At 55.3% G+C, this 24,254-nt stretch carries 20 protein-coding genes and 1 pseudogene; 17 read left to right on the forward strand and 4 right to left on the reverse strand.

Annotated features, from left to right (window positions below):
* Positions 1 to 237 precede the first annotated feature (237 nt).
* The 7 genes from JTI98_RS06925 (at position 238) to mgtU (ending at position 8,928) form a co-directional block, all read left to right on the forward strand.
* Complete coding sequence (locus tag JTI98_RS06925) at positions 238 to 906, forward strand: glutathione S-transferase family protein (RefSeq protein ID WP_044326547.1); 669 nt, start codon at positions 238 to 240, stop codon at positions 904 to 906.
* A 346-nt stretch (positions 907 to 1,252) separates the two neighbouring features.
* Positions 1,253 to 2,602 (forward strand): guanine/hypoxanthine transporter GhxP, encoded by a 1,350-nt coding sequence (ghxP, locus tag JTI98_RS06930; RefSeq protein WP_042321123.1) that lies wholly within the window; start codon positions 1,253 to 1,255, stop codon positions 2,600 to 2,602.
* 149 nt (positions 2,603 to 2,751) lie between these two features.
* Positions 2,752 to 4,398 carry a Na+/H+ antiporter gene (locus JTI98_RS06935; protein WP_042999051.1) on the forward strand — a complete coding sequence of 549 codons (1,647 nt, stop codon included), beginning with the start codon at positions 2,752 to 2,754 and terminating at the stop codon, positions 4,396 to 4,398.
* 736 nt (positions 4,399 to 5,134) lie between these two features.
* The gene (locus JTI98_RS06940) at positions 5,135 to 5,830 is read left to right on the forward strand and encodes an MgtC family protein (protein WP_042999052.1); all 696 of its coding nucleotides are present in this window, start codon (positions 5,135 to 5,137) and stop codon (positions 5,828 to 5,830) included.
* 155 nt (positions 5,831 to 5,985) lie between these two features.
* Complete coding sequence (gene mgtA, locus JTI98_RS06945; RefSeq protein ID WP_042999053.1) at positions 5,986 to 8,718, forward strand: magnesium-translocating P-type ATPase; 2,733 nt, start codon at positions 5,986 to 5,988, stop codon at positions 8,716 to 8,718.
* Positions 8,719 to 8,736: 18 nt separating this feature from the next.
* On the forward strand, positions 8,737 to 8,829 hold the full coding sequence (gene mgtR / locus JTI98_RS06950) for a protein MgtR (RefSeq protein WP_094030729.1): 93 nt from the start codon (positions 8,737 to 8,739) through the stop codon (positions 8,827 to 8,829).
* A gap of 12 nt (positions 8,830 to 8,841) precedes the next feature.
* Positions 8,842 to 8,928, forward strand: coding sequence for a magnesium transporter protection protein MgtU (gene mgtU / locus JTI98_RS21150; RefSeq protein WP_252869633.1), 87 nt, complete (start codon positions 8,842 to 8,844; stop codon positions 8,926 to 8,928).
* Between the two features lie 368 nt (positions 8,929 to 9,296).
* Here mgtU and JTI98_RS06955 read toward each other — a convergent pair whose 3' ends face one another.
* Positions 9,297 to 10,199, reverse strand: a complete 903-nt coding sequence (locus tag JTI98_RS06955; protein ID WP_042999054.1) for a LysR family transcriptional regulator — start codon at positions 10,197 to 10,199, stop codon at positions 9,297 to 9,299.
* 103 nt (positions 10,200 to 10,302) lie between these two features.
* Here JTI98_RS06955 and JTI98_RS06960 point away from each other — a divergent pair, with 103 nt between their 5' ends.
* Both JTI98_RS06960 and JTI98_RS06965 read left to right on the forward strand, forming a co-directional pair.
* On the forward strand, positions 10,303 to 10,713 hold the full coding sequence (locus JTI98_RS06960) for a CidA/LrgA family protein (protein ID WP_042999055.1): 411 nt from the start codon (positions 10,303 to 10,305) through the stop codon (positions 10,711 to 10,713).
* On the forward strand, positions 10,706 to 11,395 hold the full coding sequence (locus JTI98_RS06965) for an LrgB family protein (RefSeq protein ID WP_044257358.1): 690 nt from the start codon (positions 10,706 to 10,708) through the stop codon (positions 11,393 to 11,395). The genes JTI98_RS06960 and JTI98_RS06965 overlap by 8 nt, the downstream gene beginning before the upstream one ends.
* Before the next feature lie 42 nt (positions 11,396 to 11,437).
* Here JTI98_RS06965 and actP read toward each other — a convergent pair whose 3' ends face one another.
* From actP to acs, 3 genes are all read right to left on the reverse strand, one after another.
* A complete protein-coding gene (actP, locus tag JTI98_RS06970; protein ID WP_044326718.1) occupies positions 11,438 to 13,087 on the reverse strand; it encodes a cation/acetate symporter ActP in 1,650 nt (549 codons plus the stop codon).
* Positions 13,084 to 13,398 carry a DUF485 domain-containing protein gene (locus JTI98_RS06975; protein WP_042999058.1) on the reverse strand — a complete coding sequence of 105 codons (315 nt, stop codon included), beginning with the start codon at positions 13,396 to 13,398 and terminating at the stop codon, positions 13,084 to 13,086. The genes actP and JTI98_RS06975 overlap by 4 nt, the downstream gene beginning before the upstream one ends.
* 235 nt (positions 13,399 to 13,633) lie before the next feature.
* A complete protein-coding gene (gene acs / locus JTI98_RS06980; protein WP_044257356.1) occupies positions 13,634 to 15,592 on the reverse strand; it encodes an acetate--CoA ligase in 1,959 nt (652 codons plus the stop codon).
* A gap of 432 nt (positions 15,593 to 16,024) precedes the next feature.
* Here acs and nrfA point away from each other — a divergent pair, with 432 nt between their 5' ends.
* The 8 genes and pseudogenes from nrfA (at position 16,025) to gltP (ending at position 24,237) form a co-directional block, all read left to right on the forward strand.
* Positions 16,025 to 17,461: an ammonia-forming nitrite reductase cytochrome c552 subunit gene (gene nrfA / locus JTI98_RS06985; RefSeq protein ID WP_042999061.1), complete on the forward strand. Its 1,437-nt coding sequence runs from the start codon at positions 16,025 to 16,027 to the stop codon at positions 17,459 to 17,461.
* Positions 17,462 to 17,505: 44 nt separating this feature from the next.
* Complete coding sequence (gene nrfB, locus JTI98_RS06990; protein WP_042999062.1) at positions 17,506 to 18,069, forward strand: cytochrome c nitrite reductase pentaheme subunit; 564 nt, start codon at positions 17,506 to 17,508, stop codon at positions 18,067 to 18,069.
* Complete coding sequence (gene nrfC, locus JTI98_RS06995) at positions 18,066 to 18,737, forward strand: cytochrome c nitrite reductase Fe-S protein (RefSeq protein ID WP_042999063.1); 672 nt, start codon at positions 18,066 to 18,068, stop codon at positions 18,735 to 18,737. The genes nrfB and nrfC overlap by 4 nt, the downstream gene beginning before the upstream one ends.
* Positions 18,734 to 19,690: a cytochrome c nitrite reductase subunit NrfD gene (gene nrfD / locus JTI98_RS07000; protein ID WP_044326579.1), complete on the forward strand. Its 957-nt coding sequence runs from the start codon at positions 18,734 to 18,736 to the stop codon at positions 19,688 to 19,690. The genes nrfC and nrfD overlap by 4 nt, the downstream gene beginning before the upstream one ends.
* Positions 19,691 to 19,716: 26 nt before the next feature.
* A pseudogene (locus JTI98_RS07005) lies at positions 19,717 to 21,488 on the forward strand (heme lyase CcmF/NrfE family subunit); the annotation flags it as partial.
* Positions 21,470 to 21,934 carry a heme lyase NrfEFG subunit NrfF gene (nrfF, locus tag JTI98_RS21390; protein ID WP_371811927.1) on the forward strand — a complete coding sequence of 155 codons (465 nt, stop codon included), beginning with the start codon at positions 21,470 to 21,472 and terminating at the stop codon, positions 21,932 to 21,934. The pseudogene JTI98_RS07005 and the gene nrfF, both read left to right, overlap by 19 nt.
* Entirely contained in the window at positions 21,921 to 22,529 is a 609-nt protein-coding gene (gene nrfG / locus JTI98_RS07015; RefSeq protein ID WP_187251340.1) for a heme lyase NrfEFG subunit NrfG, read from the forward strand. The genes nrfF and nrfG overlap by 14 nt, the downstream gene beginning before the upstream one ends.
* 397 nt (positions 22,530 to 22,926) lie before the next feature.
* Complete coding sequence (gene gltP, locus JTI98_RS07020; protein WP_044326576.1) at positions 22,927 to 24,237, forward strand: glutamate/aspartate:proton symporter GltP; 1,311 nt, start codon at positions 22,927 to 22,929, stop codon at positions 24,235 to 24,237.
* Positions 24,238 to 24,254 lie beyond the last annotated feature (17 nt).

Raw genomic sequence — 24,254 nt, forward strand, 5'->3', positions numbered from 1 at the left:
TTAGTTTGTTTTCCGGTCTTTGTCTTTCTCTCTATCCCGCTGGTTCACGGGAGGGTTTCCCCCGACGTCAACACCCCTCATTCGAGCACGTGGTGGAGGTTCCGGTTTGTGTTGATACTGTAAGTGTAAGCCGCGTTATCCCGTTTGCCAGTGTATCTGGCGACTTTTTAGGCGAATTTTTTTCGCCATCTCCCATAATTTACTAGAGTGAGTAAGAGGAAATGACGGGAGAACATCATGCTGACGGTGCATCATTTAAATCAGTCCCGCTCGCAGCGCATTCTCTGGGCGCTGGAGGAGCTATCGCTGCCTTACCAGATTGTGCGTTACCAGCGTGAAAAGAACATGCTCGCTCCGCCGGCACTGAAGAAAATTCATCCGCTGGGGAAATCCCCCGTAGTGGAAGATAACGGCGCGATCCTCGCGGAGTCGGGGGCGATTCTCGACTATTTGCAGGACACCTATGACAGCGAAGGGAAGTTTAAACCGGCTGATGCACAATCCGTTCGCCAGTATCGCTTCTGGTTGCATTACGCCGAGGGTTCGCTGATGCCGTTGCTGTTAATGAAGCTGGTCTTCACCAGTCTGGGGAAACCGCCCGTGCCGTTTGGTTTGCGCACGCTGGGCGGCGCGCTGGGGCAGGGCGTACAAAAAGCGTATCTCAATCCGCAACTGGAAACCCACGCGCGCTTTATTGACGCGCACCTCGCTGAGCGTCCGTGGTTTGCCGGAGACCATCTCAGCATGGCGGATATCCAGATGAGTTTTCCTCTTTTTGCGCTACTGGCGCGCGGTGGTATTGCCGATCTTCCCCATATCAGCGCGTGGAAAAAACGCGTGGAAATGCGTCCTGCCTGGCAACGTGCCATTCAGCAGGGAGGACCTTTTGCCATTCCCGGTGGTTGATGGCGGTTTTTAAACCGTCTTGCCTCCTGCATTTGCGACGCGATCCGGCTAACTATGTTGCCGGATTGCGCATTGACGATAACGTTTGCGCATCAGTTGGTGATTTCTTCAGCGTTAGTGCAAGAAATGAGTAAAAAGCGGCAAAGTTCAGTTGAAAATCCTCGTATGATCGCTGGATAATCGTTTGCTTTTTTTTCTACCCGTTTTTTTATGCGCGGAGCTAAACGTTTGCTTTTTGCGACACCCCTCTTTGTCGCGATCAGAGCACAGGGAGTTGACGTTGCGCTGGCAGTGGATTGTCCACCACGCATAAGAACGAATAATAAACTCTCAGGGGATGTTTTCTATGTCTACGCCTTCAGCGCGTACCGGCGGTTCGCTCGACGCCTGGTTTAAAATTTCACAACGTGGAAGCACTGTCCGTCAGGAAGTGGTGGCAGGTTTAACAACGTTTCTGGCGATGGTGTACTCCGTTATCGTCGTGCCTGGCATGCTGGGTAAAGCCGGATTCCCGCCCGCGGCGGTGTTCGTCGCGACCTGTCTGGTAGCCGGTCTGGGCTCTATCGTCATGGGGTTGTGGGCCAACCTGCCGCTGGCGATTGGTTGCGCCATCTCGCTGACCGCCTTCACCGCGTTCAGTCTGGTACTGGGCCAGCAGATTAGCGTTCCGGTCGCACTGGGTGCGGTATTCCTGATGGGGGTGCTGTTTACCATTATCTCCGCCACCGGGATTCGTAGCTGGATCCTGCGCAATTTGCCGCAGGGCATCGCGCACGGTACCGGCATCGGTATCGGTCTGTTTTTACTGCTGATTGCGGCGAACGGCGTGGGTCTGGTTATCAAGAACCCGCTGGATGGTCTGCCCGTAGCGCTTGGTCACTTCGCTACCTTCCCGGTGATTATGTCGCTGGTGGGTCTGGCGGTAATTATCGGTCTGGAGAAACTGAAAGTGCCGGGCGGTATTCTGCTGACTATTATCGGCATTTCTGTCGTTGGTCTGATTTTCGATCCGGCGGTGAAATTCTCCGGAATTTTTGCCATGCCGTCGCTGAGCGATGAAACCGGTAAATCACTGATTGGCAGCCTGGATATCATGGGCGCGCTGAACCCGGTTGTTCTGCCAAGCGTTCTGGCGCTGGTAATGACCGCTGTGTTTGATGCCACTGGCACCATCCGTGCCGTGGCGGGTCAGGCGAATCTGCTGGATAAAGACGGGCAGATTATTGACGGCGGTAAAGCACTGACCACAGACTCCCTGAGCAGCGTGTTCTCCGGTCTGGTGGGTGCGGCGCCGGCAGCAGTCTACATTGAGTCGGCAGCCGGTACGGCGGCGGGGGGTAAAACTGGCCTGACCGCCATTACCGTTGGCGTGCTGTTCCTGCTGATCCTGTTCCTTTCCCCGCTTTCTTACCTCGTTCCGGTGTATGCCACAGCACCTGCGCTGATGTACGTCGGTCTGCTGATGCTGAGCAACGTGGCGAAAATCGATTTCGCTGACTTTGTCGATGCGATGGCGGGTCTGGTGACGGCGGTATTCATTGTACTGACTTGTAACATCGTGACCGGCATCATGATTGGTTTTGCCACGCTGGTGATTGGCCGTGTGGTGTCGGGTGAATGGCGCAAGCTGAACATCGGCACCGTAGTGATCGCCGTGGCGCTGGTGGCGTTCTATGCCGGTGGCTGGGCCATTTGATTCCGAAAGTGATTCCGAAAAACGGGTGGCGTTTGCCGCCCGTTTTTATTTTCAGCACACACTCGTTGTCTTTTGCGATACTCTGAGAAAGGTAAAATTGAGGCACGACGCCTCTCAAACACATAAGAAACATCGCAAACAGGGAACGCATGGAAATCTTCTTCACAATACTCATCATGACCCTTGTGGTCTCGCTGTCCGGGGTATTTACGCGCGTATTGCCCTTCCAGCTCCCCTTACCCCTCATGCAGATTGCTATTGGCGCGCTGTTGGCGTGGCCCACGTTTGGTCTGCACGTAGAATTTGACCCCGAACTGTTTCTGGTCCTGTTTATCCCGCCGCTGCTGTTTGCGGATGGCTGGAAGACGCCAACGCGAGAATTTCTTGAACATGGGCGAGAGATTTTCGGTCTGGCGCTGGCGCTGGTGCTGGTCACCGTGGTCGGGATTGGTTTTCTGATTTACTGGCTGGTGCCGGGCATTCCGTTGATTCCGGCCTTTGCGCTGGCTGCCGTGCTGTCACCAACCGATGCGGTTGCGCTTTCCGGTATTGTCGGTGAAGGGCGGATCCCGAAGAAAATCATGGGTATCCTGCAAGGTGAGGCGCTGATGAATGACGCCTCCGGTCTGGTATCTTTGAAATTTGCCGTTGCGGTGGCGATGGGCACGATGGTGTTTACCGTCGGCGGCGCGACGGTGGAGTTCTTTAAGGTGGCGATCGGCGGTATCCTCGCGGGCTTTGTGGTCAGTTGGCTGTACGGTCGCTCGCTGCGCTTTCTCAGCCGCTGGGGCGGCGATGAGCCAGCGACGCAAATCGTCCTGCTGTTCCTGCTGCCGTTCGCATCGTACCTGATCGCAGAACATATCGGCGTCTCCGGGATCCTCGCGGCGGTCGCCGCCGGGATGACCATCACCCGCTCCGGGGTGATGCGCCGTGCGCCGCTGGCGATGCGTCTGCGCGCCAACAGCACCTGGGCGATGCTTGAGTTTGTGTTTAACGGCATGGTCTTTTTGCTGCTGGGCCTGCAACTGCCGGGCATTCTCGAATCGTCGCTGGTGGCAGCGGAGGCCGATCCGAACGTGGAAATCTGGATGCTATTTACCGATATCATTCTGATTTATGTGGCGCTGATGCTGGTGCGTTTCGGCTGGCTGTGGACGATGAAAAACTTCAGCATGCGTTTCCTGAAAAAGAAACCGATGGAGTTTGGCTCCTGGACGACACGGGAAATTTTGATCGCCTCCTTTGCGGGCGTTCGCGGGGCTATCACCCTCGCAGGTGTCCTGTCTATCCCGCTGCTGCTGCCAGATGGCAACGTCTTCCCGGCGCGCTACGAACTGGTCTTCCTGGCCGCTGGCGTGATTCTGTTCTCGCTGTTTGTCGGCGTGATTATGCTGCCGATTCTGCTGCAACATCTGGAAGTGGCCGATCATTCTCAGCAACTGAAAGAGGAGCGGATTGCCCGCGCGGCGACGGCGGAGGTGGCGATTGTCGCCATTCAGAAGATGGAAGAGCGTCTGGCGGCGGATACCGAAGAGAACATTGATAATCAGCTGCTGACCGAGGTGAGTTCCCGCGTCATCGGTAACCTGCGGCGTCGTGCCGACGGGCGTAACGATGTTGAGAGTTCGCTCCAGGAAGAGAATCTGGAACGCCGCTTCCGTCTCGCGGCGCTGCGTTCAGAGCGGGCGGAGCTGTATCACCTGCGCGCCACGCGTGAAATCAGCAATGAAACGTTGCAAAAACTGCTGCACGATCTCGACCTGCTGGAAGCGTTACTGATCGAAAATCAGTAACACCGTCATGTTGCCCGGTGGCGCTACGCTTACCGGGCATCGACCCGGGCGGCAGATTCAGCGGACCGTCGAATCCCTGACGGATATCTCCTGGAATCGCCTGGTGAGCGAAGCGACGTCATTCTGAGCCATACCGATTTTCAGTCTGTAGAAAAGTAGTCAGGTCATACGTATCCCGCGTAGTGTATGGCAACAACAGGACCGGGAGACGGCAGATTTTAAATTTGCAGCCTTCAGGCTGCTTAGTTCTATCCCGCTATGATTGGTGCATGGTAGGGCAGGATTAGGTGCAGATTGCGGCGATCGTGACGTCGATAATTAATGACGTCTTTGATTAGTGAATTAACCCCGGCTCACGCCGGGGTGGGCTTTGCGCATTAAGGTCATTCTAAACAAATCGTCACTAAAGCGAGATTTTAACTTTACTCGAATAATTGAATGATTATAATGAGCACAAATTCACACAGGAGAAATATGTTGGACAGTCACCCTTATTTAAACATAAAGGCAAGCTGACGTAATTTTTTCTGCGCTGCTTGCCTACCGGCGGGCAGCAATCTCCTCATCCAGACGATTGCATCCCATAAAGAATAACGCAGCATGGCTGCGAGGATAATCGTCATGTTCATGTTTAAAAATACATTATTCCCTCCACCGTCAACGCGACGTTAATCGCCTTTCCGGCGACAATTCGTCGTGTGCTTAATAAAGCACGTAGTTAATTCTTCCAACATAAATGGAGGAAGCTATGTTGATGTTTCCTTATATCGCAAATTTACTCGCTGCGATGCTATTGGGCGCGCTGATTGGCGCTGAAAGACAGTGGCGTCAGCGTATGGCCGGCCTGCGCACTAACGCGCTGGTCGCCACCGGCGCGGCGGTTTTTATTCTGAGCTCCATTTCAACCTCTCCGGACAGCCCTGGACGTATTGCCGCGCAGGTGGTTTCCGGAATTGGTTTTCTCGGTGCCGGCGTCATCATGCGTGAAGGCATGAACGTGCGCGGCCTGAATACCGCTGCAACCTTGTGGTGCTCTGCGGCGATTGGCGTGCTGTGCGGACTGGGCCAGTTCTGGCAAGCGGCGGCGGCAACGCTGATAATCCTCTGCGCCAATATTCTACTGCGCGAAGCGGCGCAGAGAATTAATCAGATCCCCGGCGCGACAGAAGAAGAGAAATGCTACGTTCTGAATATTGTCTGTCAAAGCGAATATGAAAACGCGATTCGTCAGCTATTGCTTAATATCAGTAAAGAGATGACGCTCAGCCTTCAGGGACTGGTGTCAACAGCAGCAAAAGAACAAGGGCATAAAGAAATTCGCATCGAACTGGTGGGTAATACCGACTGCCGCAAAGCGCGAGACCTTATTATGTCAAGAGTTGGCGGGGACGAAAACATTACGTCAGTCCGCTGGTGTGTCGAGGGGAGTTAACCTCGTGGCTATTCTACTCCGACAATCATTTGTCTAAGGAGGGAATAATGAATATTCCCAGGCAATTAAAGTAATAAGCGTTTAATAACGTAAAAATGAATTATGCATAAATCATTTATGCAGGGATAACGACGTCTTAAATTTGAGGATTAATCATGACTGACATGAAAATAGTAAACCGGAAAATAAACCGGTCTGCGTCAGAAAATGATAAGCAGCATAAAAAAAGCTTCGCCATTGAAACCGAGGCATTTAACAGCCCGGATCATACGCTGGCGCGGTTAAACAGCAGTCGCCACGGGCTCACCAACGAAGATGCCCTTGAACGACTGGATGAATATGGCCGCAATGAAGTGGCGCATGAGCAGGCGCCGCCAGCATTGATCCAGCTTTTGCAGGCATTCAATAACCCGTTTATCTATGTCCTGATGGCGCTGGCCGCCGTCAGCTTCGTGACCGATTACTGGCTACCGCTGCGTAACGGCGAAGAGACCGACCTGACCGGGATCATCATTATCGTCACGATGGTTAGCCTGAGCGGGTTATTGCGTTTCTGGCAGGAGTTTCGTACCAACAAAGCGGCGCAGGCGCTGAAATCCATGGTCCGCACCACGGCTACCGTGCTGCGTCGCGGTCCCGGGAATCTGGGGTCGGTGCAGGAGGAGATTGCCATTGAGGAGCTGGTGCCCGGTGACATCATCTTCCTGGCAGCAGGGGATCTGGTTCCGGCGGACGTCCGTTTGCTGGAGTCCCGGGACCTGTTTGTTAGTCAGTCGATACTCAGCGGCGAGTCGCTGCCGGTTGAGAAGTATGATGTTCTGGCCAGCGTTTCCGGCAAAGGGTGTGACAGGCTTCCTGAGCCGAACAAAAATAAAAGCCTGCTGGAGATGGGCAATATCTGTCTGATGGGCACTAACGTGACCAGCGGCAGGGCGCAGGCGGTGGTGGTGGCCACCGGAAACCGTACCTGGTTTGGCTCGCTGGCGAAATCCATCGTTGGCACGCGTACCCAGACGGCGTTCGACCGCGGGGTAAACAGCGTCAGCTGGCTGTTGATTCGCTTTATGCTGGTGATGGTACCGATTGTGCTGCTGATTAACGGCTTCAGCAAAGGTGACTGGGTTGAGGCCTCGCTGTTTGCCCTGGCGGTAGCGGTTGGCCTGACGCCGGAAATGCTGCCGATGATCGTCAGCTCTAACCTGGCGAAAGGCGCTATCGCCATGTCGCGGCGCAAAGTGATCGTCAAGCGACTGAATGCCATTCAGAACTTTGGCGCGATGGACGTGCTGTGTACCGATAAAACCGGCACGCTGACTCAGGACAATATCATTCTTGAGCATCACCTTGATGTCAGCGGTCATGAGAGCGACCGGGTGCTGACGCTGGCCTGGCTGAATAGCAGTAGCCAGAGCGGGGCGCGCAACCTGATGGACCGGGCGGTGCTGCGCTTTGGCGAGGGCAGGATTGCGTCAGCGACCAAAGAGCGTTTTGTCAAACTGGATGAACTGCCGTTTGATTTTGTACGCCGTCGGGTATCGGTTTCGGTGGAAGATGTTCGCCACGGTGACAAAAGTCTGATCTGCAAAGGCGCTGTCGAAGAGATGCTGATGGTCGCCACGCATCTTCGTGAAGGCGATAACGTTGTGGCGCTGGATGAAACCCGACGCGATCTGCTGTTAGCCAAAACGAAGGATTATAACGCCCAGGGCTTCCGCGTGCTGCTGGTCGCAACTCGCAAGCTGGATGACTCCGCTCTGACCACGCCGCTGTGCACCGCCGATGAGCAGGGACTGACGGTTGAAGGGATGTTGACTTTCCTCGATCCGCCGAAAGAGAGCGCGGGAAAAGCCATTGCCGCGCTGCGCGACAACGGCGTGGCAGTGAAAGTCCTGACCGGCGATAATCCGGTGGTTACGGCGCGTATTTGCCTGGAAGTGGGCATTGATGCCCACGGCATCCTGACCGGGGCCCAGATTGAAGCGATGACGGATAATGAACTGGAGCGCGAAGTAGAAAAGCGCGCAGTATTCGCCAAACTGACGCCGCTGCAGAAGTCGCGCATCCTGAAAATGCTGCAGAAAAACGGGCACACCGTCGGTTTTCTCGGCGACGGCATCAATGATGCGCCGGCCCTGCGCGATGCGGATGTAGGCATTTCGGTCGACAGCGCGGCGGATATCGCCAAAGAGGCATCGGATATCATCCTGCTGGAAAAGGATCTGATGGTGCTGGAAGAAGGGGTGATCAAAGGCCGTGAGACCTTCGGCAACATCATTAAATATCTGAATATGACCGCCAGTTCTAACTTCGGCAACGTCTTTTCGGTACTGGTGGCCAGCGCGTTTATTCCGTTCCTGCCGATGCTGGCGATTCATCTGCTGATACAGAACCTGATGTACGATCTCTCTCAGCTCTCGCTGCCGTGGGACAAAATGGACAACGAATTTTTGCGCAAACCGCGCAAGTGGGATGCGAAGAACATCGGCCGTTTTATGCTGTGGATTGGACCGACGTCGTCTATTTTTGATATCACCACCTTCGCGCTGATGTGGTACGTGTTTGCGGCGAATAACGTCGAAGCCCAGGCGCTGTTCCAGTCCGGGTGGTTTATTGAAGGGCTGCTGTCGCAAACGCTGGTCGTGCATATGCTGAGAACGCAGAAAATTCCGTTTATTCAGAGTCGGGCAACGCTGCCGGTGCTACTCACTACCGCGGTGATTATGGCGATCGGGATCTACGTTCCGTTCTCGCCAGTGGGAGCGATGGTCGGGCTGGAGCCGCTGCCGCTAAGCTACTTCCCGTGGCTGGTCGCGACGCTGCTCAGCTATTGCCTGGTGGCGCAGGGCATGAAGCGTTTCTATATCAAACGTTTCGGTCAGTGGTTCTGATGATAAGGAGGCGCTGAGATGAACCGTTCTCCGGACACTATCGTCGCGCTGATATTTTTCCTGATGGGGCTGCTGGTGCTCCTGTTAGCAATCTGGCAAATCTTGTTCTGAAAGGGGGGCGCGATGCACAGAGGATCGCTGGATAAAGTCTTTATCCGGGTGGTGATTATCGCATTTATCATTATTTTGCTGACAATCTGGATTAGATAAGGGCTTTTTGTCTCGCCTGTTTGCCGGGCAGCGGCTAACGTCATGCCCGGCCTACTGTTCACGTACAGGAAATTGAATTTTTTCAGCCCTGGAATGTGGTGGTTGAAATTTGACCATTTTTTATTGGTACGCCAGCAGACAAACCGGCACTACGAGAGGATGGTCATTTCGGCATTTTAAGGCAGTTTTTTGTACTATTCAGCGAATAGCAGGCGGATCTTACCTGCGTCAGGCCGGGATATACCTCATCAGACCGATCTCGCGCGCATGGGTTTTCAGTCCCTGAACATTCAGACCTGTCACCGCATGGCGGTAAACCATCACTTCTGTGCAAATCGATATCGCACAGGCCACCGGTGGCGCGATGCTTACCGGGCAACTGAGGGCACTTGCTCCGCCCAAAAACCTTCGCAGCACGATAACCACGCTTTGGCGCTGTGTGAGAGATACACCCCTTCGCGCCAAATCATCCCCAACTGCCAGCGCAACTCGCTTTCCAGCGGGATCCAGCGCAGCGTATTTTTGTCCAGCCGTTCGCAGATGGGCTCCGGCAGAATGGCAATCCCCACGCCCGCCTGCACCATCGCCGCAAGAAAGTCCCACTGTCCGCTGCGTACCGCGATACGCGGCTTGACGTCATGCTCACTGAACAACTGCATTAACTGGCGGCTCAGGGCGAAATCTTCGTTGTAGATTAACAGCGGATGCTCGGCCAGCGCTTCTGGCGATACGGACTGGCAGGTGGTCCACTGACCGGAACGTGGCACCAGTACGCACAGGGGGTGGCTGAATACAGGTAACGTCGCCAGACCACTTTCTTCTTCCACGGGTAGCGCGGTCATCGCGACGTCCAGTTCACCATTCATCACCGCCTGCTGCACCGTTAACCCGCCAAACTCGGAAACCTTGAGCTCTACGCCGGGGTAACGCTGGCGAAACAGGCCGATCGGTCCGGCCATCAGCATGCCGACCATCGGCGGGATGCCAAGGCGCAGCAGCCCTTTGTTGAGATGGTTGATGTCGCCCAGTTCGGCTTCCAGTTGACGAAACTCGGCCAGAATCGCCAGCCCGCGTTCAAACACCACGCGACCGGTATCGGTGAGCAATAGCTTGCGGCCGTCGCGGATCAGCAGCGTACAGTTCAGTTCATCTTCCAGATTTTTCAACATCTTGCTGATGGTCGGTTGGGTGACAAAGAGCTTCTCTGCTGCGCGGGTGAAGCTCTGTTGGCGCACCACTTCAACAAAATAACGCAGCGTTCTGATATCCATGAGTATTCCTTCCGACTATGCCTGTAATGATTTTAATTCATTTCAGTCATCGGCGGGGTCTCTCTATACTGGCGTTCCCTATTATTTTTCAGGATGTTCCCTCATGGCTGTGGCGATAAGCCGCGTTACGCCTGCCGTTTTGCAACGACTTCAGGTTCCGGTTCAGGTACTGCTGTATGCAGGTTTGTTTATCGTTGCGCAATATCTTGTCTCCTGGCTGCATCTGCCGTTACCGGCCAATCTGGTGGGGATGGTGTTGATGCTAGCGCTGATTGTCTGTCGCATCCTGCCGCTGAGCTGGGTTCGCGCCGGGGCGCGCTGGCTACTGGCGGAGATGCTGCTGTTTTTTGTTCCGGCGGTCGTGGCGGTGGTGAACTATGCCCATCTGCTGCTGGTGGACGGCTGGCGGATTTTTTCGGTCATTGCGATCAGTACGCTAATGGTGCTCGGTGCCACGGCATGGGTGGTGGATAAGGTCTATCGCTATGAGATAAGCAGGTTAAACCGTGACTAATCTCCAGCTCAGCGTGCTCTGCCTGGCGATTACGCTGGTTATCTATTTCGCCAATAAACGTCTGTACCGTCGTTTTCGTAAGCTGCCGTTGATGCCGCTGGTCCTCACGCCCGCGCTGCTGGTGTTGATGCTGGTGTTGGGGCATATCTCCTGGCAAAGCTATATCGGTGAATCCCACTGGTTGTTGTGGCTGCTTGGCCCGGCAACGATCGCCTTTGCCGTGCCGGTTTACGACAATTTCGCCATCATCAAACGTCACTGGATGTCACTGACCGCAGGCGTGGTGACGGCAACGGTGGTCGCGGTGACCAGTTCCGTCTGGCTGGCGCGCTTATTTACCCTGCCGGACGAAATTCAGCGCAGCCTGGCGGTGCGTTCGGTGACCACGCCGTTTGCCCTTGCGGCGGCTGAACCATTGGGTGGGCAGCCGGATTTAGTGGCGCTGTTCGTGGTGGTAACCGGCGTCTTTGGCATGGCAGTCGGGGATGCGCTGTTTTTACGTCTGTCGATTCGTGAAGGGATGGCGAAAGGCGCAGGATTTGGCGCGGCGTCGCACGGCGCGGGAACGGCGCGCTCGTATGAGCTTGGTCAGCAGGAGGGCGTGGTTGCCAGCCTGGTGATGATGCTTTCCGGTGTGGTGATGGTGCTGGTCGCCCCGCTGGTGGCAAGGCTGATGTTCTGAGAATGGATCCCCGGTCAGCGTGACCGGGGAAAAGCGTGTCGATTAGTGGGCGCGGCCTTGTTCGACGCCGAAGCCCGTCTGGGAACGGATAAACTGAGCACGGAACTGCTCACGCTCGCGATTCCCTTCTGCCGAGTTATCCGTGGCAGAGAAGAACCAGATCCCCAGGAATGCCACGGTAATGGAGAACAGCGCCGGGTATTCATACGGGAAGATAGCTTTTTCGTGGCCGAGGATTTGTACCCAAATGGTGGGGCCAAGAACCATCAGCACGACGGCCGTCAGCAGACCCAACCAGCCGCCCATCATCGCGCCACGCGTGGTCAGCTTCGACCAGTACATGGAAAGCAGGATGATCGGGAAGTTGCAGCTCGCGGCGATAGCAAACGCCAGACCCACCATGAAAGCGATGTTCTGATTCTCGAACAGCACGCCGAGAATAATCGCAATCACGCCCAGCACCAGCACGGTGATTTTCGACACCCGCAACTCTTCACGTTCGGTCGCCCCTTTACGGAACACGTTTGCATACAGATCGTGAGAAACCGCAGATGCTCCCGCCAGCGTCAGGCCAGCGACGACCGCCAGAATGGTGGCGAACGCCACGGCGGAAATAAAGCCGAGGAACAGGTTACCACCCACCGCATTCGCCAGATGTACCGCCGCCATGTTGTTCCCGCCAATCAATGCGCCCGCCGCGTCTTTATACGCCGGATTGGCACCGACCAGCATGATGGCGCCAAAGCCGATGATGAAGGTCAGGATGTAGAAATAACCCATAAAACCGGTGGCATAGAACACGCTCTTACGCGCTTCGCGGGCATCGCTTACCGTGAAGAAACGCATCAGGATGTGCGGCAGGCCTGCCGTACCAAACATCAGGCCGAGCCCCAGTGAGAGCGCGGAGATTGGGTCTTTCACCAACCCGCCTGGGCTCATAATCGCAGAGCCTTTCGGGTGAACCGCCATCGCTTCGGTGAACAGGTTATTGAAGCTAAAGCCGACGTGCTTCATCACCATAAAGGCCATAAAGCTGGCGCCGAACAGTAGCAGCACGGCTTTGATGATCTGCACCCACGTGGTTGCCAGCATGCCGCCGAACAGCACGTACATCATCATCAGCACACCGACCAGCACCACCGCAATGTGGTAGTTCAGGCCGAACAGCAGTTCAATCAGTTTGCCCGCACCGACCATTTGTGCAATCAGATAAAGGGCAACCACCACCAGCGAACCGCAGGCCGACAGAATACGGATCGGGCCTTGTTTCAGGCGATAAGAGGCCACATCGGCAAAGGTATAGCGACCGAGGTTACGCAGACGCTCGGCGATCAGGAACAGGATGATCGGCCAGCCGACGAGGAAGCCCAGCGAGTAGATCAACCCGTCATAGCCGGAGGTAAACACCAGTGCGGAGATCCCGAGGAACGACGCCGCCGACATGTAATCGCCCGCAATTGCCAGTCCGTTCTGGAAGCCGGTGATATTTCCGCCCGCCGTATAGTAGTCGCTGCGTGAACGTACGCGTTTAGAGGCCCAGTACGTAATACCCAGCGTAAACACAACGAAAATCAGAAACATGACAATCGCCTGCCAGTTGGTTGGCTGGCGTTGTACTGCACCGCTAATGGCATCCGCCGCGTTGGCCGCGAAGGGTAGTGTGGCGGCAAGCGCCGTCAGGACTCGCTTCATAATGCGTTAACCTCGTGCAGTACTGCCTTGTTCAGACGGTCAAATTCGCCGTTCGCCCGCCAGATGTAGATGCCGGTCAGAACGAAAGAGATCAGAATCACCCCCACGCCAATCGGAATACCCCGGGTGACGCTGGTTCCCTCATGAAGCGGGGTTCCCAGCCAGCCAGGCGCAAAAGCAATCAGTAGAATAAAGCTGATATAGACCACCAGCATGATGATCGACAGTATCGTGGCAAACCGTTGCCTTTTTTCAACTAATTCCCTGAAACGCGCACTGTCTTCTATCCGCTGATAAATGGTGTCATTCATCACAGAGTCTCCAGAGGCCCCCTGAGTCTTTCACGCCACAGATGCGTTGGCCGCACTTGCCCACCCCAGTCACATAGTGAACGATGTGACCGGAGATGTGCTCGCTTGCCGTCTTCCTGTGACACGAAATCCTTTGGGGAGGTTTTTATATTTCCCCTCCCAATGAAGAGAGGGTAGGGTCAGAACTTGTAGGGGCGTAGGCCGGATCAGCGTAACGCCATCCGGCATCTTTTTGTTATGATGGCATCGCGATGGCCTGCTTCTCTTCGAGCAGCTTCTCTACCACGCCAGGATCGGCGAGCGTCGAGGTATCGCCCAGATTGCTGGTATCGCCCGCCGCGATCTTGCGCAAAATACGGCGCATGATTTTGCCGGAACGGGTTTTTGGTAGTGAGTCGGTCCAGTGCAGCACGTCTGGCGTCGCCAGCGGGCCAATCTCTTTACGTACCCAGTTGCGCACGTCGGCGTACAGTTCAGGCGACGGCTCTTCGCCGTGATTCAGCGTCACATAGGCATAAATCGCCTGGCCCTTGATGTTATGCGGAATGCCGACCACCGCCGCTTCGGCAATCTTCGGATGCGCCACCAGCGCGGATTCAATTTCCGCCGTGCCCAGACGGTGACCGGAGACGTTCAGCACGTCGTCAACGCGCCCGGTGATCCAGTAGTAACCGTCTTCGTCACGACGCGCGCCATCGCCGCTGAAGTACATGTTTTTAAAGGTTGAGAAGTAGGTTTGCTCAAAGCGTTCATGATCGCCGAACAGCGTACGCGCCTGTCCAGGCCAGGAATCGGTGATCACCAGGTTGCCTTCGGTGGCCCCTTCCTGCGGATGGCCTTCGTTATCCACCAGCGCCGGCTGCACGCCGAAGAACGGGCGGGTAGCGGAACCCGCTTTCAGTTCGGTTGCGCCCGGCAGCGGGGTGATCATGAAGCCACCGGTTTCGGTCTGCCACCAGGTATCCACCACCGGGCATTTTTCGTTACCGATCTTTTTCCAGTACCACTCCCACGCTTCCGGGTTGATCGGCTCGCCAACAGATCCCAGAATGCGCAGCGATGAGCGGTCAGTGCCCTCAATCGCCTTATCGCCTTCCGCCATCAGGGCGCGGATCGCCGTCGGCGCGGTGTAGAGAATATTGACCTTATGCTTATCCACCACCTGGCTCATGCGCGCCGGCGTCGGCCAGTTCGGCACGCCTTCAAACATCAGCGTGGTAGCGCCGCAGGCCAACGGCCCATACAGCAGGTAGCTATGTCCGGTAACCCAACCCACATCGGCGGTGCACCAGTAGATATCGCCCGGATGGTAATCAAACACATATTTAAAGGTCGTTGCGGCATATACCAGATAGCCGCCGGTGGTGTGCAACACGCCCTTCGGTTTACCGGTGGAGCCCGAGGTATAGAGGATGAACAGCGGATCTTCGGCGTTCATCTCTGCGGGTTGATGCTCAGGGCTGGCTTTTTCAATCAGATCGCTCCACCACAGGTCGCGACCTTCCTGCCACTCGATGTTGCCGCCGGTGCGCTTGAGTACAACCACATGCTCGATGGTTTTCACGTTCGGGTTTTTCAGCGCATCGTCGACGTTTTTCTTCAGCGGAATGCTGCGACCGGCGCGCACGCCTTCATCAGCGGTAATCACCAGCTTCGAACTGGAATCAATGATGCGACCGGCGACCGCTTCCGGCGAGAAACCGCCGAAGATCACCGAATGTATGGCACCAATGCGGGCGCAGGCCAGCATCGCGACGGCGGCCTCTGGCACCATTGGCATATAGATCGCCACCACATCGCCTTTTTTAATCCCCAGATCCTGCAGCGTATTGGCGAAACGGCAGACATCGCGATGCAGTTCGCGATAGCTAATATGTTTGCTCTGCGAGGCGTCATCGCCTTCCCAGATGATGGCGGTGCGTTCGCCATTTTCCTGCAGGTGGCGGTCGAGACAGTTGGCCGCCAGGTTCAGCGTGCCGTCCTCATACCATTTAATGGAGACATTGCCCGGCGCGAAAGAGGTGTTCTTCACTTTCTGGTACGGCGTGATCCAGTCGAGAATTTTTCCCTGCTCGCCCCAGAAGGTATCTGGCTCGTTAATAGATTGTTGATACTTCGCTTCGTACTGCTCCGGATTTATCAGGCAACGATCCGCAATGTTTGCGGGAATAGCGTGTTTGTGAATTTGGCTCATGGCTTTTGTTCTCCTTGTAGGATGTTAATAATATGTCTCACAAACGTTAAATGTAGGGGCTTTGACAGTTTTGTTTAGCTTTTGCGCGACAGATCACGCAATACAGGAATTGTGCAAATTAACGGCAATACGTTTTTTGAAGGAAACCAACAAAAGTTGGTAAAATCTTTCCGTTACAGAGGGTTATGTTAATTATTCACGAACGGTGATCGAGGTCGAAAAAGAGGAAAGGAGTAGAGAAAAAACGGCTTGACTAACTCTAAAGTGGTATTTTACATACACTTACAATTGATTAAAGACAACATTTTGAGTGTGGTTTTTTTGTTACATCTAGATTAGGGCAATGTCATGGCGGTGTGTGTGGTTATCGTCATGGATAGAATAAAAAAGAACCGTCATTGAACGCAATGGCGCAATCTGGATGAGACCTCTATGGCAAGGATTACACTACGCGCACGTCGTTTCTTCAGCCTGATCGTACCGCTGTTTTTCATTTCTGCGGTTTATGCTGAGCAAACGCCCGAACCCGCAAAATCAGTAACCGTTGAAGCGAAGAATGAAGTCTTCGCCCCTCAGCATCCCGATCAATACCTCTCATGGAAAGCGACTTCAGAGCAATCAAAACGCGAAGACGCGTTAGCGGAAGATCCCCGTCTGGTAATCTTGTGGGCGGGATATCCGTTCTCCCGTGATTACAACAAACCGCGTGGGCACGCCTATGCGGTGACCGACGTGCGTGAAACCTTACGTACCGGTGCCCCAAAAAATGCTGAAGACGGTCCATTGCCAATGGCCTGCTGGAGCTGTAAAAGCCCGGACGTGGCGCGTTTGATCCAGAAAGATGGCGAAGACGGCTACTTCCACGGCAAATGGGCGCGCGGCGGCCCGGAAATCGTGAATAACCTGGGCTGCGGCGACTGCCATAACACGGCGTCACCTGACTTTGCGAAAGGTAAACCTGAGCTGACGTTGTCTCGTCCGTATGCGGAACGTGCGATGGAGACCATCGGTAAGCCTTTCGATAAAGCCGGTCGTTTCGACCAGCAGTCGATGGTTTGCGGGCAATGCCACGTTGAATATTATTTTGACGGCAAAGACAAAGCCGTGAAGTTCCCGTGGGATGACGGCATGAAAGTCGAAGACATGGAGAAATACTATGACGCCATTACCTTCTCTGACTGGACCAACTCGCTGTCAAAAGCGCCGATGCTGAAAGCACAGCATCCGGAATATGAAACCTGGAGCGTGGGTATTCACGGCAAAAACAATGTGACCTGTATTGACTGTCATATGCCGAAAGTGCAGAACGCCGAAGGAAAACTCTATACCGATCATAAGATTGGCAATCCGTTCGACAACTTCCCGCAAACCTGTGCGAACTGCCATACCCAGGACAAAGCCTCTCTGCAAAACGTGGTCGCTGAGCGTAAGAAGGCAATCAATGGGCTGAAAATCAAAGTTGAAGATCAACTGGTTCGTGCGCACTTCGAAGCGAAAGCGGCCTGGGATGCGGGAGCAACGGAAGCGGAAATGAAGCCGATTCTGAGCGATATCCGTCACGCGCAGTGGCGCTGGGATCTGGCCATTGCCTCTCACGGTATCCATATGCACGCCCCGGAAGAAGGTCTGCGGATGTTAGGTATCGCGATGGACAAAGCCGCCGATGCGCGGACTAAGCTGGCGCGTCTGTTGGCAACCAAAGGCATCACCCATGAAATCGCAATTCCGGATATCTCCACCAAAGAGAAAGCTCAGGCGGCCATTGGTCTGAATATGCAGCAGATTAACGCCGATAAACAGGACTTTATCAAAACGGTGATCCCGCAGTGGGAAGAACAGGCGCGTAAAAACGGTTTGTTAAGCCAATAACCCCATTCCGCCTCGCAAGGGGCGGATAACTCAACGGAGTGAATATGAGCGTATTACGTTCGTTATTAACTGCTGGGGTGCTGGCGTCAGGTCTGTTATGGAGCCTGAGTGGAATAACCGCCACGCCAACGCCGCAGGAATCGGAACGCTGGGAGGTGACGCCACAGCGTAGCCCGGATGCCGCGTGTCTGGACTGTCACAAGCCGGATACCGAAGGGATGCATGGTAAGCATGCGTCCGTGACCAATCCGAACAATAAACTGCCGGTCACCTGTACTAACTGTCATGGCAAGCCATCGCCTCAGCACCGTGAAGGGGCGAAGGATGTGATGCGCTTTAACGAGCCGATGTACAACGTGGAGCAGCAGAACAGCGTTTGTCTGTCCTGCCACTTGCCTGAACAGTTGCAAAAAGCGTTCTGGCCGCACGATGTCCACGTGACTAAAGTGGCCTGCGCCAGTTGTCATTCGCTGCATCCGAAGCAAGACACGATGCAGACGTTAAGCGATAAAGGACGAGTTAAGATTTGCGTCGATTGCCACAGCGATCAGCGTAACAACCCGAACTTTAATCCGGCGTCTGTGCCCTTGCTTAAGGAGCATCCATGAGTTGCTCTCGTCGCCAGTTCATCACCGGCGTCGGCGCGCTGGTGGCCGTCAGCGGTACTGCAGGACGCGTGGTGGCGAAAACGTTGAATATCAACGGCGTGCGATACGGCATGGTGCATGATGAATCATTATGCATCGGCTGTACCGCCTGTATGGATGCCTGTCGGGAAGTCAACAACGTGCCGGAAGGCGTGTCGCGACTGACCATCATTCGCAGTGAACCGCTGGGCACGTTTCCGGATGTGAAGTACCGCTTCTTCCGCCATTCGTGCCAGCACTGCGATCACGCGCCGTGCGTTGACGTCTGCCCGACCGGGGCGTCGTATCGCGATGCCGCGAATGGCATCGTGGATGTGAACCCGGATCTCTGCGTCGGCTGTCAGTACTGCATCGCCGCGTGTCCGTACCGCGTGCGCTTTATCCATCCGGTCACGAAAACAGCGGATAAATGCGATTTTTGCCGTAAAACCAATCTGAAAGCGGGCAAACTGCCTGCCTGCGTCGAGTCTTGCCCGACGAAGGCGCTGACGTTTGGTAATCTGGACGATCCTGACAGCGATATTTCCCGGCTGCTGCGGCAGAAAACCACCTATCGCTACAAGTTGGCGCTGGGTACCAAACCGAAGGTCTACCGCGTTCCCTTTAAATATGGGGAGGTGAGCCAATGACAAACGCATCTGCTTTCCACTTTGAATCGCTGGTGTGGGACTGGCCCATCGCCATCTATCTGTTTCTGATCGGCATCTCTGCCGGACTGGTGACGCTGTCAATCCTGCTGCGCCGTTACCATCCGGAGGCGGGTGGAGCGGACAGTACGCTGCTGCGTACCACGCTGGTCGTGGGGCCGGGGGCGATTATTCTCGGCCTGCTGATTCTGATCTTCCACCTGACGCGTCCCTGGACCTTCTGGAAGCTGATGTTCCACTATAGCTTTACGTCGGTGATGTCGATGGGGGTTCTGCTATTCCAGCTTTATATGGTGGTGCTGATTCTGTGGCTGGCCATCATCTTTCAAAAAGAGGTGATGGCTCTGCAACAGCGTTGGTTCCCCCGTCTGGGACTGGTGCAGAAAGTGTTGACGCTGTTAACGCCGTTCAACCGTGGACTCGAAACGCTAATGTTGGTACTGGCGGTGCTGCTGGGTGCCTACACCGGTTTCCTGCTTTCGGTGCTGAAATCGTATCCGTTCCTGAATAACCCGATCCTGCCGGTGCTGTTCCTGTTTTCCGGGATCTCCTCCGGTGCGGCGGTGGCGCTGATTGCGATGGCATTACGTCAGCGTGGTAATCCGCACAGTACCGAGGCGCATTTTATTCACCGCGTGGAAACCCCGGTGGTGTGGCTGGAGATCTTCCTGCTGGTCGCCTTCTTTGTGGGGCTGGCTCTGGGCGATGACGGCAAAATGCGCGCGCTGTCGGCGGCGCTGGGTGGCGGCTTCTGGACCTGGTGGTTCTGGCTCGGCGTCGCGGGGCTGGGACTGATCGTTCCCATGTTACTGAAACCCTGGGCCAACCGCGGTTCGACGTTTCATGGTGTGCTGGCGGTCTGTGGTGCCAGCCTGACGGGCGTGCTGTTACTGCGCTTTTTCATTCTTTATGCTGGACAGCTCACGGTTGCATAAGCATGGCTGTGAGGGAAAGGTGATTTCTGGACGTACTCCTTCCTGAAGCCGGTTTTCTGGCACTGTTATTCAGCCTCGGGGTCAACGTGTTGACCCCGCTTGCCGTACTGGCAGGTGAACGCCAGCGCTGGCAGAGCGTAATGCGTCTGGCGAGCGTGGGCGTCTGGGCGCAATTTGCGTGCCTGCTGCTCGCCTTCTTGATTCTGGTGTTCTGCTTTCTGACCAGCGATTTCTCCGTTATCTATGTGGCCCAACATAGTCACAGCCTGTTGTCGTGGGGACTCAAGCTGGCGGCGGTGTGGGGCGGTCACGAAGGATCTCTGCTGCTGTGGGTGTTATTTCTGTCCGGCTGGAGCGCGCTGTTTGCCTGGCGTTATCGCCGCGAATCTGATCCTCTGTTTCCCTTCACACTCGGCGTACTCTCGGCGATCACCGCATTGCTGCTGCTGTTTGTGGTGTTCTGGTCCGATCCGTTTGTCCGTATCTTTCCGCCAGCGATAGAAGGGCGCGATCTCAACCCGATGCTGCAACATCTGGGGCTGATCCTGCATCCGCCATTGCTGTATCTGGGGTACGGCGGCCTGATGGTCGCTGCCGGAGTGGCGCTGGCGTCATTGCTGCGCGGTGATTTCACGACGTTGACCGCCTGGGTGTGCTGGCGCTGGGTGCTGCCCGGTTGGTGTGCGCTGACGCTTGGCATCATTCTCGGTTCATGGTGGGCCTATTGCGAACTGGGGTGGGGCGGCTGGTGGTTCTGGGACCCGGTGGAAAACGCGTCTTTATTACCCTGGCTTTCTGCCAGTGCGCTGCTGCACAGCCTGTATGTGTCGCGTGAACGCGGCATTTTTCGCCACTGGTCGCTACTGCTGGCCATTGTTACGCTTATCCTCTCTTTGCTGGGCACGCTGATTGTCCGTTCCGGTATTCTCGTTTCTGTACACGCTTTTGCGCTGGATAATGTGCGCGCCGTGCCGCTGTTTGCCCTCTTTGCCATTCTGAGTCTGGCCGCGCTCGGCTTGTACGGCTGGCGCGCGCGGGCTAACCAACAGGCCGTTCGTCTGAGCGGCTGGTCACGCGAAATGCTGATTTTGGCAGCGCTGCTGCTCTTTTGCGCGGTGCTGCTGATCGTACTGATTGGAACGCTCTACCCGATGATTTATGGCCTGCTGGGCTGGGGACGACTCTCCGTTGGCGCGCCCTATTTTAACCGCGCCACCTTGCCGTTTGGCTTGCTGATGTTGGTGGTGATCGTGACAGCGATGGTCAGAAGCCGGAAGAGGGCCGTACACCGCCAGCTTCCGGCGCTGCTGGCGCACGCAGGTGTGCTGGTTTTTGCCGCGGGGATTCTCTTCTCCAGCGGCAGTCGTCAGGAGGTAAGCCTTAACCTGAGCCCAGGTCAGCAGGTTGAACTGGCGGGGTACACCTTCCGCTTTGAACGGCTGGATCTGGCCGCGAAAGGGAACTACACCACCGAAAAGGCACTTATTACGCTGTGGCAGGGCGAGAAACGAATAGGTAGCATGACGCCCGAGCGGCGCTTTTATTCCGCCCGTCGCCAGCAAATGATGGAACCTGGCATTCACTGGGATCTGCTTCATGACTGGTATGCGGTGATGGGTGAAAAAACGGGCGAGGAGCGGTATGCCCTGCGCCTGTATGTGCAAAGCGGCGTGCGCTGGATTTGGGGCGGGGGGCTGTTGATGATTGCCGGGGCGCTGCTCAGCGGCTGGCGTGGGAGAAAGCGCGATGCGTAATGAACCGCGGTTTTTGTCGGGGGGATTGCCGGATGGCGGCGCATGGTTTAAGCACGGCGCAGGCCTGATAAGCGCAGCGTCATCAGGCACCATCATTGCGTTTATCTTACTGCTGGTTATCTCCTTTTCCGCTCACGCTCAGGTGGTTGATACCTGGGCTTTTGAGAACCCGCAGCAGCAGGAAAAGGCGTTGTCGATTGCCAGCCAGCTTCGCTGTCCGCAGTGCCAGAATCAAAACTTGCTGGAATCCAATGCGCCGGTTGCGGTCAGCATGCGCCACCAGGTCTATACGATGGTGGCAGAAGGGAAAGATGAAGCTGAAATCACCGCCTGGATGACCGCGCGGTATGGTGATTTTGTCCGCTATAACCCGCCGCTCACCGGGCAGACGCTGCTGCTGTGGGCATTACCGTGCCTGCTGTTGCTGCTGGTTGTAGGGATTTTGTGGCGCGTCAGCAGGCGAAAAGGGGGCAACGATGAGACAACCTGAACCGTCACGCCCGATGCCTGTCAGACGACTGACTCTGGCGGCAGTGCTGATGGTCATCGTCTGTCTGTGCGGCTATCTGCTGTCGCCGAAATGGCAGGCCGTGCGAGACGAACAACGACGACTGGCCGATCCGCTGCATGAATTCGCAGAAACCGCGACGCCGGAGGCCCAACTGATAGCCCTGCAAAAACAGATTCGCGCCAACCCCCAGGACAGCGAAAAGTGGGCGCTCCTCGGCGAGTATTATCTGTGGCGCAATGATTACGATAATGCGCTGCTGGCTTATGGTCAGGCGCTGCGTAACCGTGGAGAGAATGCGGAGATCTATTCGGCGCTGGCGACCGTGCTCTACTACCAGGCCGGGCAGCACATGACGCCGGCGACCCGCGAGATGATTGATAAGGCGCTGGCACTGGATGCCGGGGAAGTGACTGCGCTGATGCTACTGGCGTCGGATGCATTTATGCAGGCGGATTACAAACAGGCGATTTTGCAGTGGCAAAAAGTCCTGGATTTGAATTCGCCGCGGGTGAATCGTGCGCAGCTGATAGACTCGATAAATATGGCAAAGTTATTACAGAACCGACAGAAATAGATTTGTGATTTTGCGCGATTTATCTGTTTAAAAAACAGGCAAATGAACCTCGCCGCCAAAATAATTCATGACGGTTATAATTCAAAAACGCAGATTTAAAAATCTTTCCATAACAAATAGTTATGCAATATAAACCCGATAAATTCGCGTTATTATGCATTATTTCAGCGAAAAGCCCTGTTCTTAAAGGGTTGCGCAAGATGCCCTGCAAATGGTACTGATTATACACCCGTCATACTTCAAGCTGCAGGTGTGTTGGCTTCCTGCAACTCGGACTATTTAGGGTATAGCGTTAAAAAACTCTACTAACCAACGCAACACAATTCATACCCTTTCAGTATGTATCCATTCCTGCGCGATGAACAGGAGTGGCGTTCCATTGAGGAAGTTCGTCGTTATGAAAAGTTTTAAACTCAGTCTGGCCTGGCAGATCCTGATTGCCATGGTGCTGGGCATTTTACTCGGCAGTTATCTGCATTATCACAGCGACAGCCGCGAGTGGCTGATTGCAAACCTGCTCTCTCCGGCAGGGGATATCTTTATCCATCTGATTAAAATGATCGTCGTGCCGATTGTGATCTCCACGCTGATTGTCGGGATTGCCGGTGTCGGCGATGCGAAACAACTGGGACGTATCGGCGCGAAAACCATTCTCTATTTCGAAGTGATCACGACGATTGCCATTATCCTCGGGATTACGCTGGCGAACGTCTTCCAGCCGGGTTCCGGCATTGATATGTCGCAACTGGCGACCGTGGACATTTCGAAATACCAGAACACGACGGCAGAGGTGCAAAGCCACGCGCATGGCCTGATGGGCACCATTCTGTCGCTGGTCCCGACAAACATCGTTGCTTCGATGGCGAAAGGCGACATGCTGCCAATCATCTTCTTCTCGGTGCTGTTTGGTCTGGGGCTTTCCTCGCTACCGGCAACACATCGTGAGCCGCTGGTGACGGTGTTCCGCTCCATTTCCGAAACCATGTTTAAAGTGACGCACATGGTCATGCGCTATGCACCCGTCGGGGTATTCGCGCTGATCGCCGTGACCGTGGCGAACTTCGGTTTTGCCTCGCTGTGGCCGTTGGCGAAGCTGGTGCTGTTGGTTCACTTCGCGATCCTGTTCTTCGCGCTGGTGGTGCTGGGTATCGTCGCGCGTATTTGCGGACTGAGTATCTGGATCCTGATCCGCATTCTGAAAGATGAATTGATTCTGGCGTATTCCACCGCCAGCTCTGAAAGCGTACTGCCGCGAATTATCGAGAAGATGGAAGCCTACGGTGCGCCAGCCTCGATCACCAGTTTTGTGGTGCCGACCGGCTACTCGTTTAACCTCGATGGCTCGACCCTGTACCAGAGTATTGCGGCGATCTTCATCGCGCAGTTGTACGGTATCGACCTGTCGCTGTGGCAGGAAATCGTGCTGGTGCTGACGCTGATGGTGACATCGAAAGGGATTGCTGGTGTGCCGGGCGTCTCCTTCGTGGTACTGCTGGCAACGCTTGGTAGCGTGGGCATCCCGCTGGAAGGCCTGGCCTTTATCGCCGGGGTCGACCGTATTCTCGACATGGCGCGTACGGCGCTGAACGTGGTGGGTAATGCGCTGGCGGTGCTGGTGATTGCCAAGTGGGAACACAAATTTGACCGCAAAAAAGCGCAGGCCTACGAGCGCGAAATGCTGGGGAAATTTGATAAGACCGCCCAGTAACGGTAAACGGTCTGCCG

The sequence above is a fragment of the Citrobacter sp. MGH 55 genome (genome assembly GCF_016906145.1).
Classification (GTDB): domain Bacteria; phylum Pseudomonadota; class Gammaproteobacteria; order Enterobacterales; family Enterobacteriaceae; genus Citrobacter_A; species Citrobacter_A amalonaticus.

Excerpts from the sequence above, each read along its gene's own strand:
- JTI98_RS06925 (WP_044326547.1), top strand. The coding sequence starts at position 238 with ATGCTGACGGTGCATCATTTAAATCAGTCCCGCTCGCAGCGCATTCTC.
- ghxP (WP_042321123.1), top strand. The coding sequence starts at position 1,253 with ATGTCTACGCCTTCAGCGCGTACCGGCGGTTCGCTCGACGCCTGGTTT.
- JTI98_RS06935 (WP_042999051.1), top strand. The coding sequence starts at position 2,752 with ATGGAAATCTTCTTCACAATACTCATCATGACCCTTGTGGTCTCGCTG.
- JTI98_RS06940 (WP_042999052.1), top strand. The coding sequence starts at position 5,135 with ATGGAGGAAGCTATGTTGATGTTTCCTTATATCGCAAATTTACTCGCT.
- mgtA (WP_042999053.1), top strand. The coding sequence starts at position 5,986 with ATGACTGACATGAAAATAGTAAACCGGAAAATAAACCGGTCTGCGTCA.
- mgtR (WP_094030729.1), top strand. The coding sequence starts at position 8,737 with ATGAACCGTTCTCCGGACACTATCGTCGCGCTGATATTTTTCCTGATG.
- mgtU (WP_252869633.1), top strand. The coding sequence starts at position 8,842 with ATGCACAGAGGATCGCTGGATAAAGTCTTTATCCGGGTGGTGATTATC.
- JTI98_RS06955 (WP_042999054.1), bottom strand. The coding sequence starts at position 10,199 with ATGGATATCAGAACGCTGCGTTATTTTGTTGAAGTGGTGCGCCAACAG.
- JTI98_RS06960 (WP_042999055.1), top strand. The coding sequence starts at position 10,303 with ATGGCTGTGGCGATAAGCCGCGTTACGCCTGCCGTTTTGCAACGACTT.
- actP (WP_044326718.1), bottom strand. The coding sequence starts at position 13,087 with ATGAAGCGAGTCCTGACGGCGCTTGCCGCCACACTACCCTTCGCGGCC.
- JTI98_RS06975 (WP_042999058.1), bottom strand. The coding sequence starts at position 13,398 with ATGAATGACACCATTTATCAGCGGATAGAAGACAGTGCGCGTTTCAGG.
- acs (WP_044257356.1), bottom strand. The coding sequence starts at position 15,592 with ATGAGCCAAATTCACAAACACGCTATTCCCGCAAACATTGCGGATCGT.
- nrfA (WP_042999061.1), top strand. The coding sequence starts at position 16,025 with ATGGCAAGGATTACACTACGCGCACGTCGTTTCTTCAGCCTGATCGTA.
- nrfB (WP_042999062.1), top strand. The coding sequence starts at position 17,506 with ATGAGCGTATTACGTTCGTTATTAACTGCTGGGGTGCTGGCGTCAGGT.
- nrfC (WP_042999063.1), top strand. The coding sequence starts at position 18,066 with ATGAGTTGCTCTCGTCGCCAGTTCATCACCGGCGTCGGCGCGCTGGTG.
- nrfD (WP_044326579.1), top strand. The coding sequence starts at position 18,734 with ATGACAAACGCATCTGCTTTCCACTTTGAATCGCTGGTGTGGGACTGG.
- nrfG (WP_187251340.1), top strand. The coding sequence starts at position 21,921 with ATGAGACAACCTGAACCGTCACGCCCGATGCCTGTCAGACGACTGACT.
- gltP (WP_044326576.1), top strand. The coding sequence starts at position 22,927 with ATGAAAAGTTTTAAACTCAGTCTGGCCTGGCAGATCCTGATTGCCATG.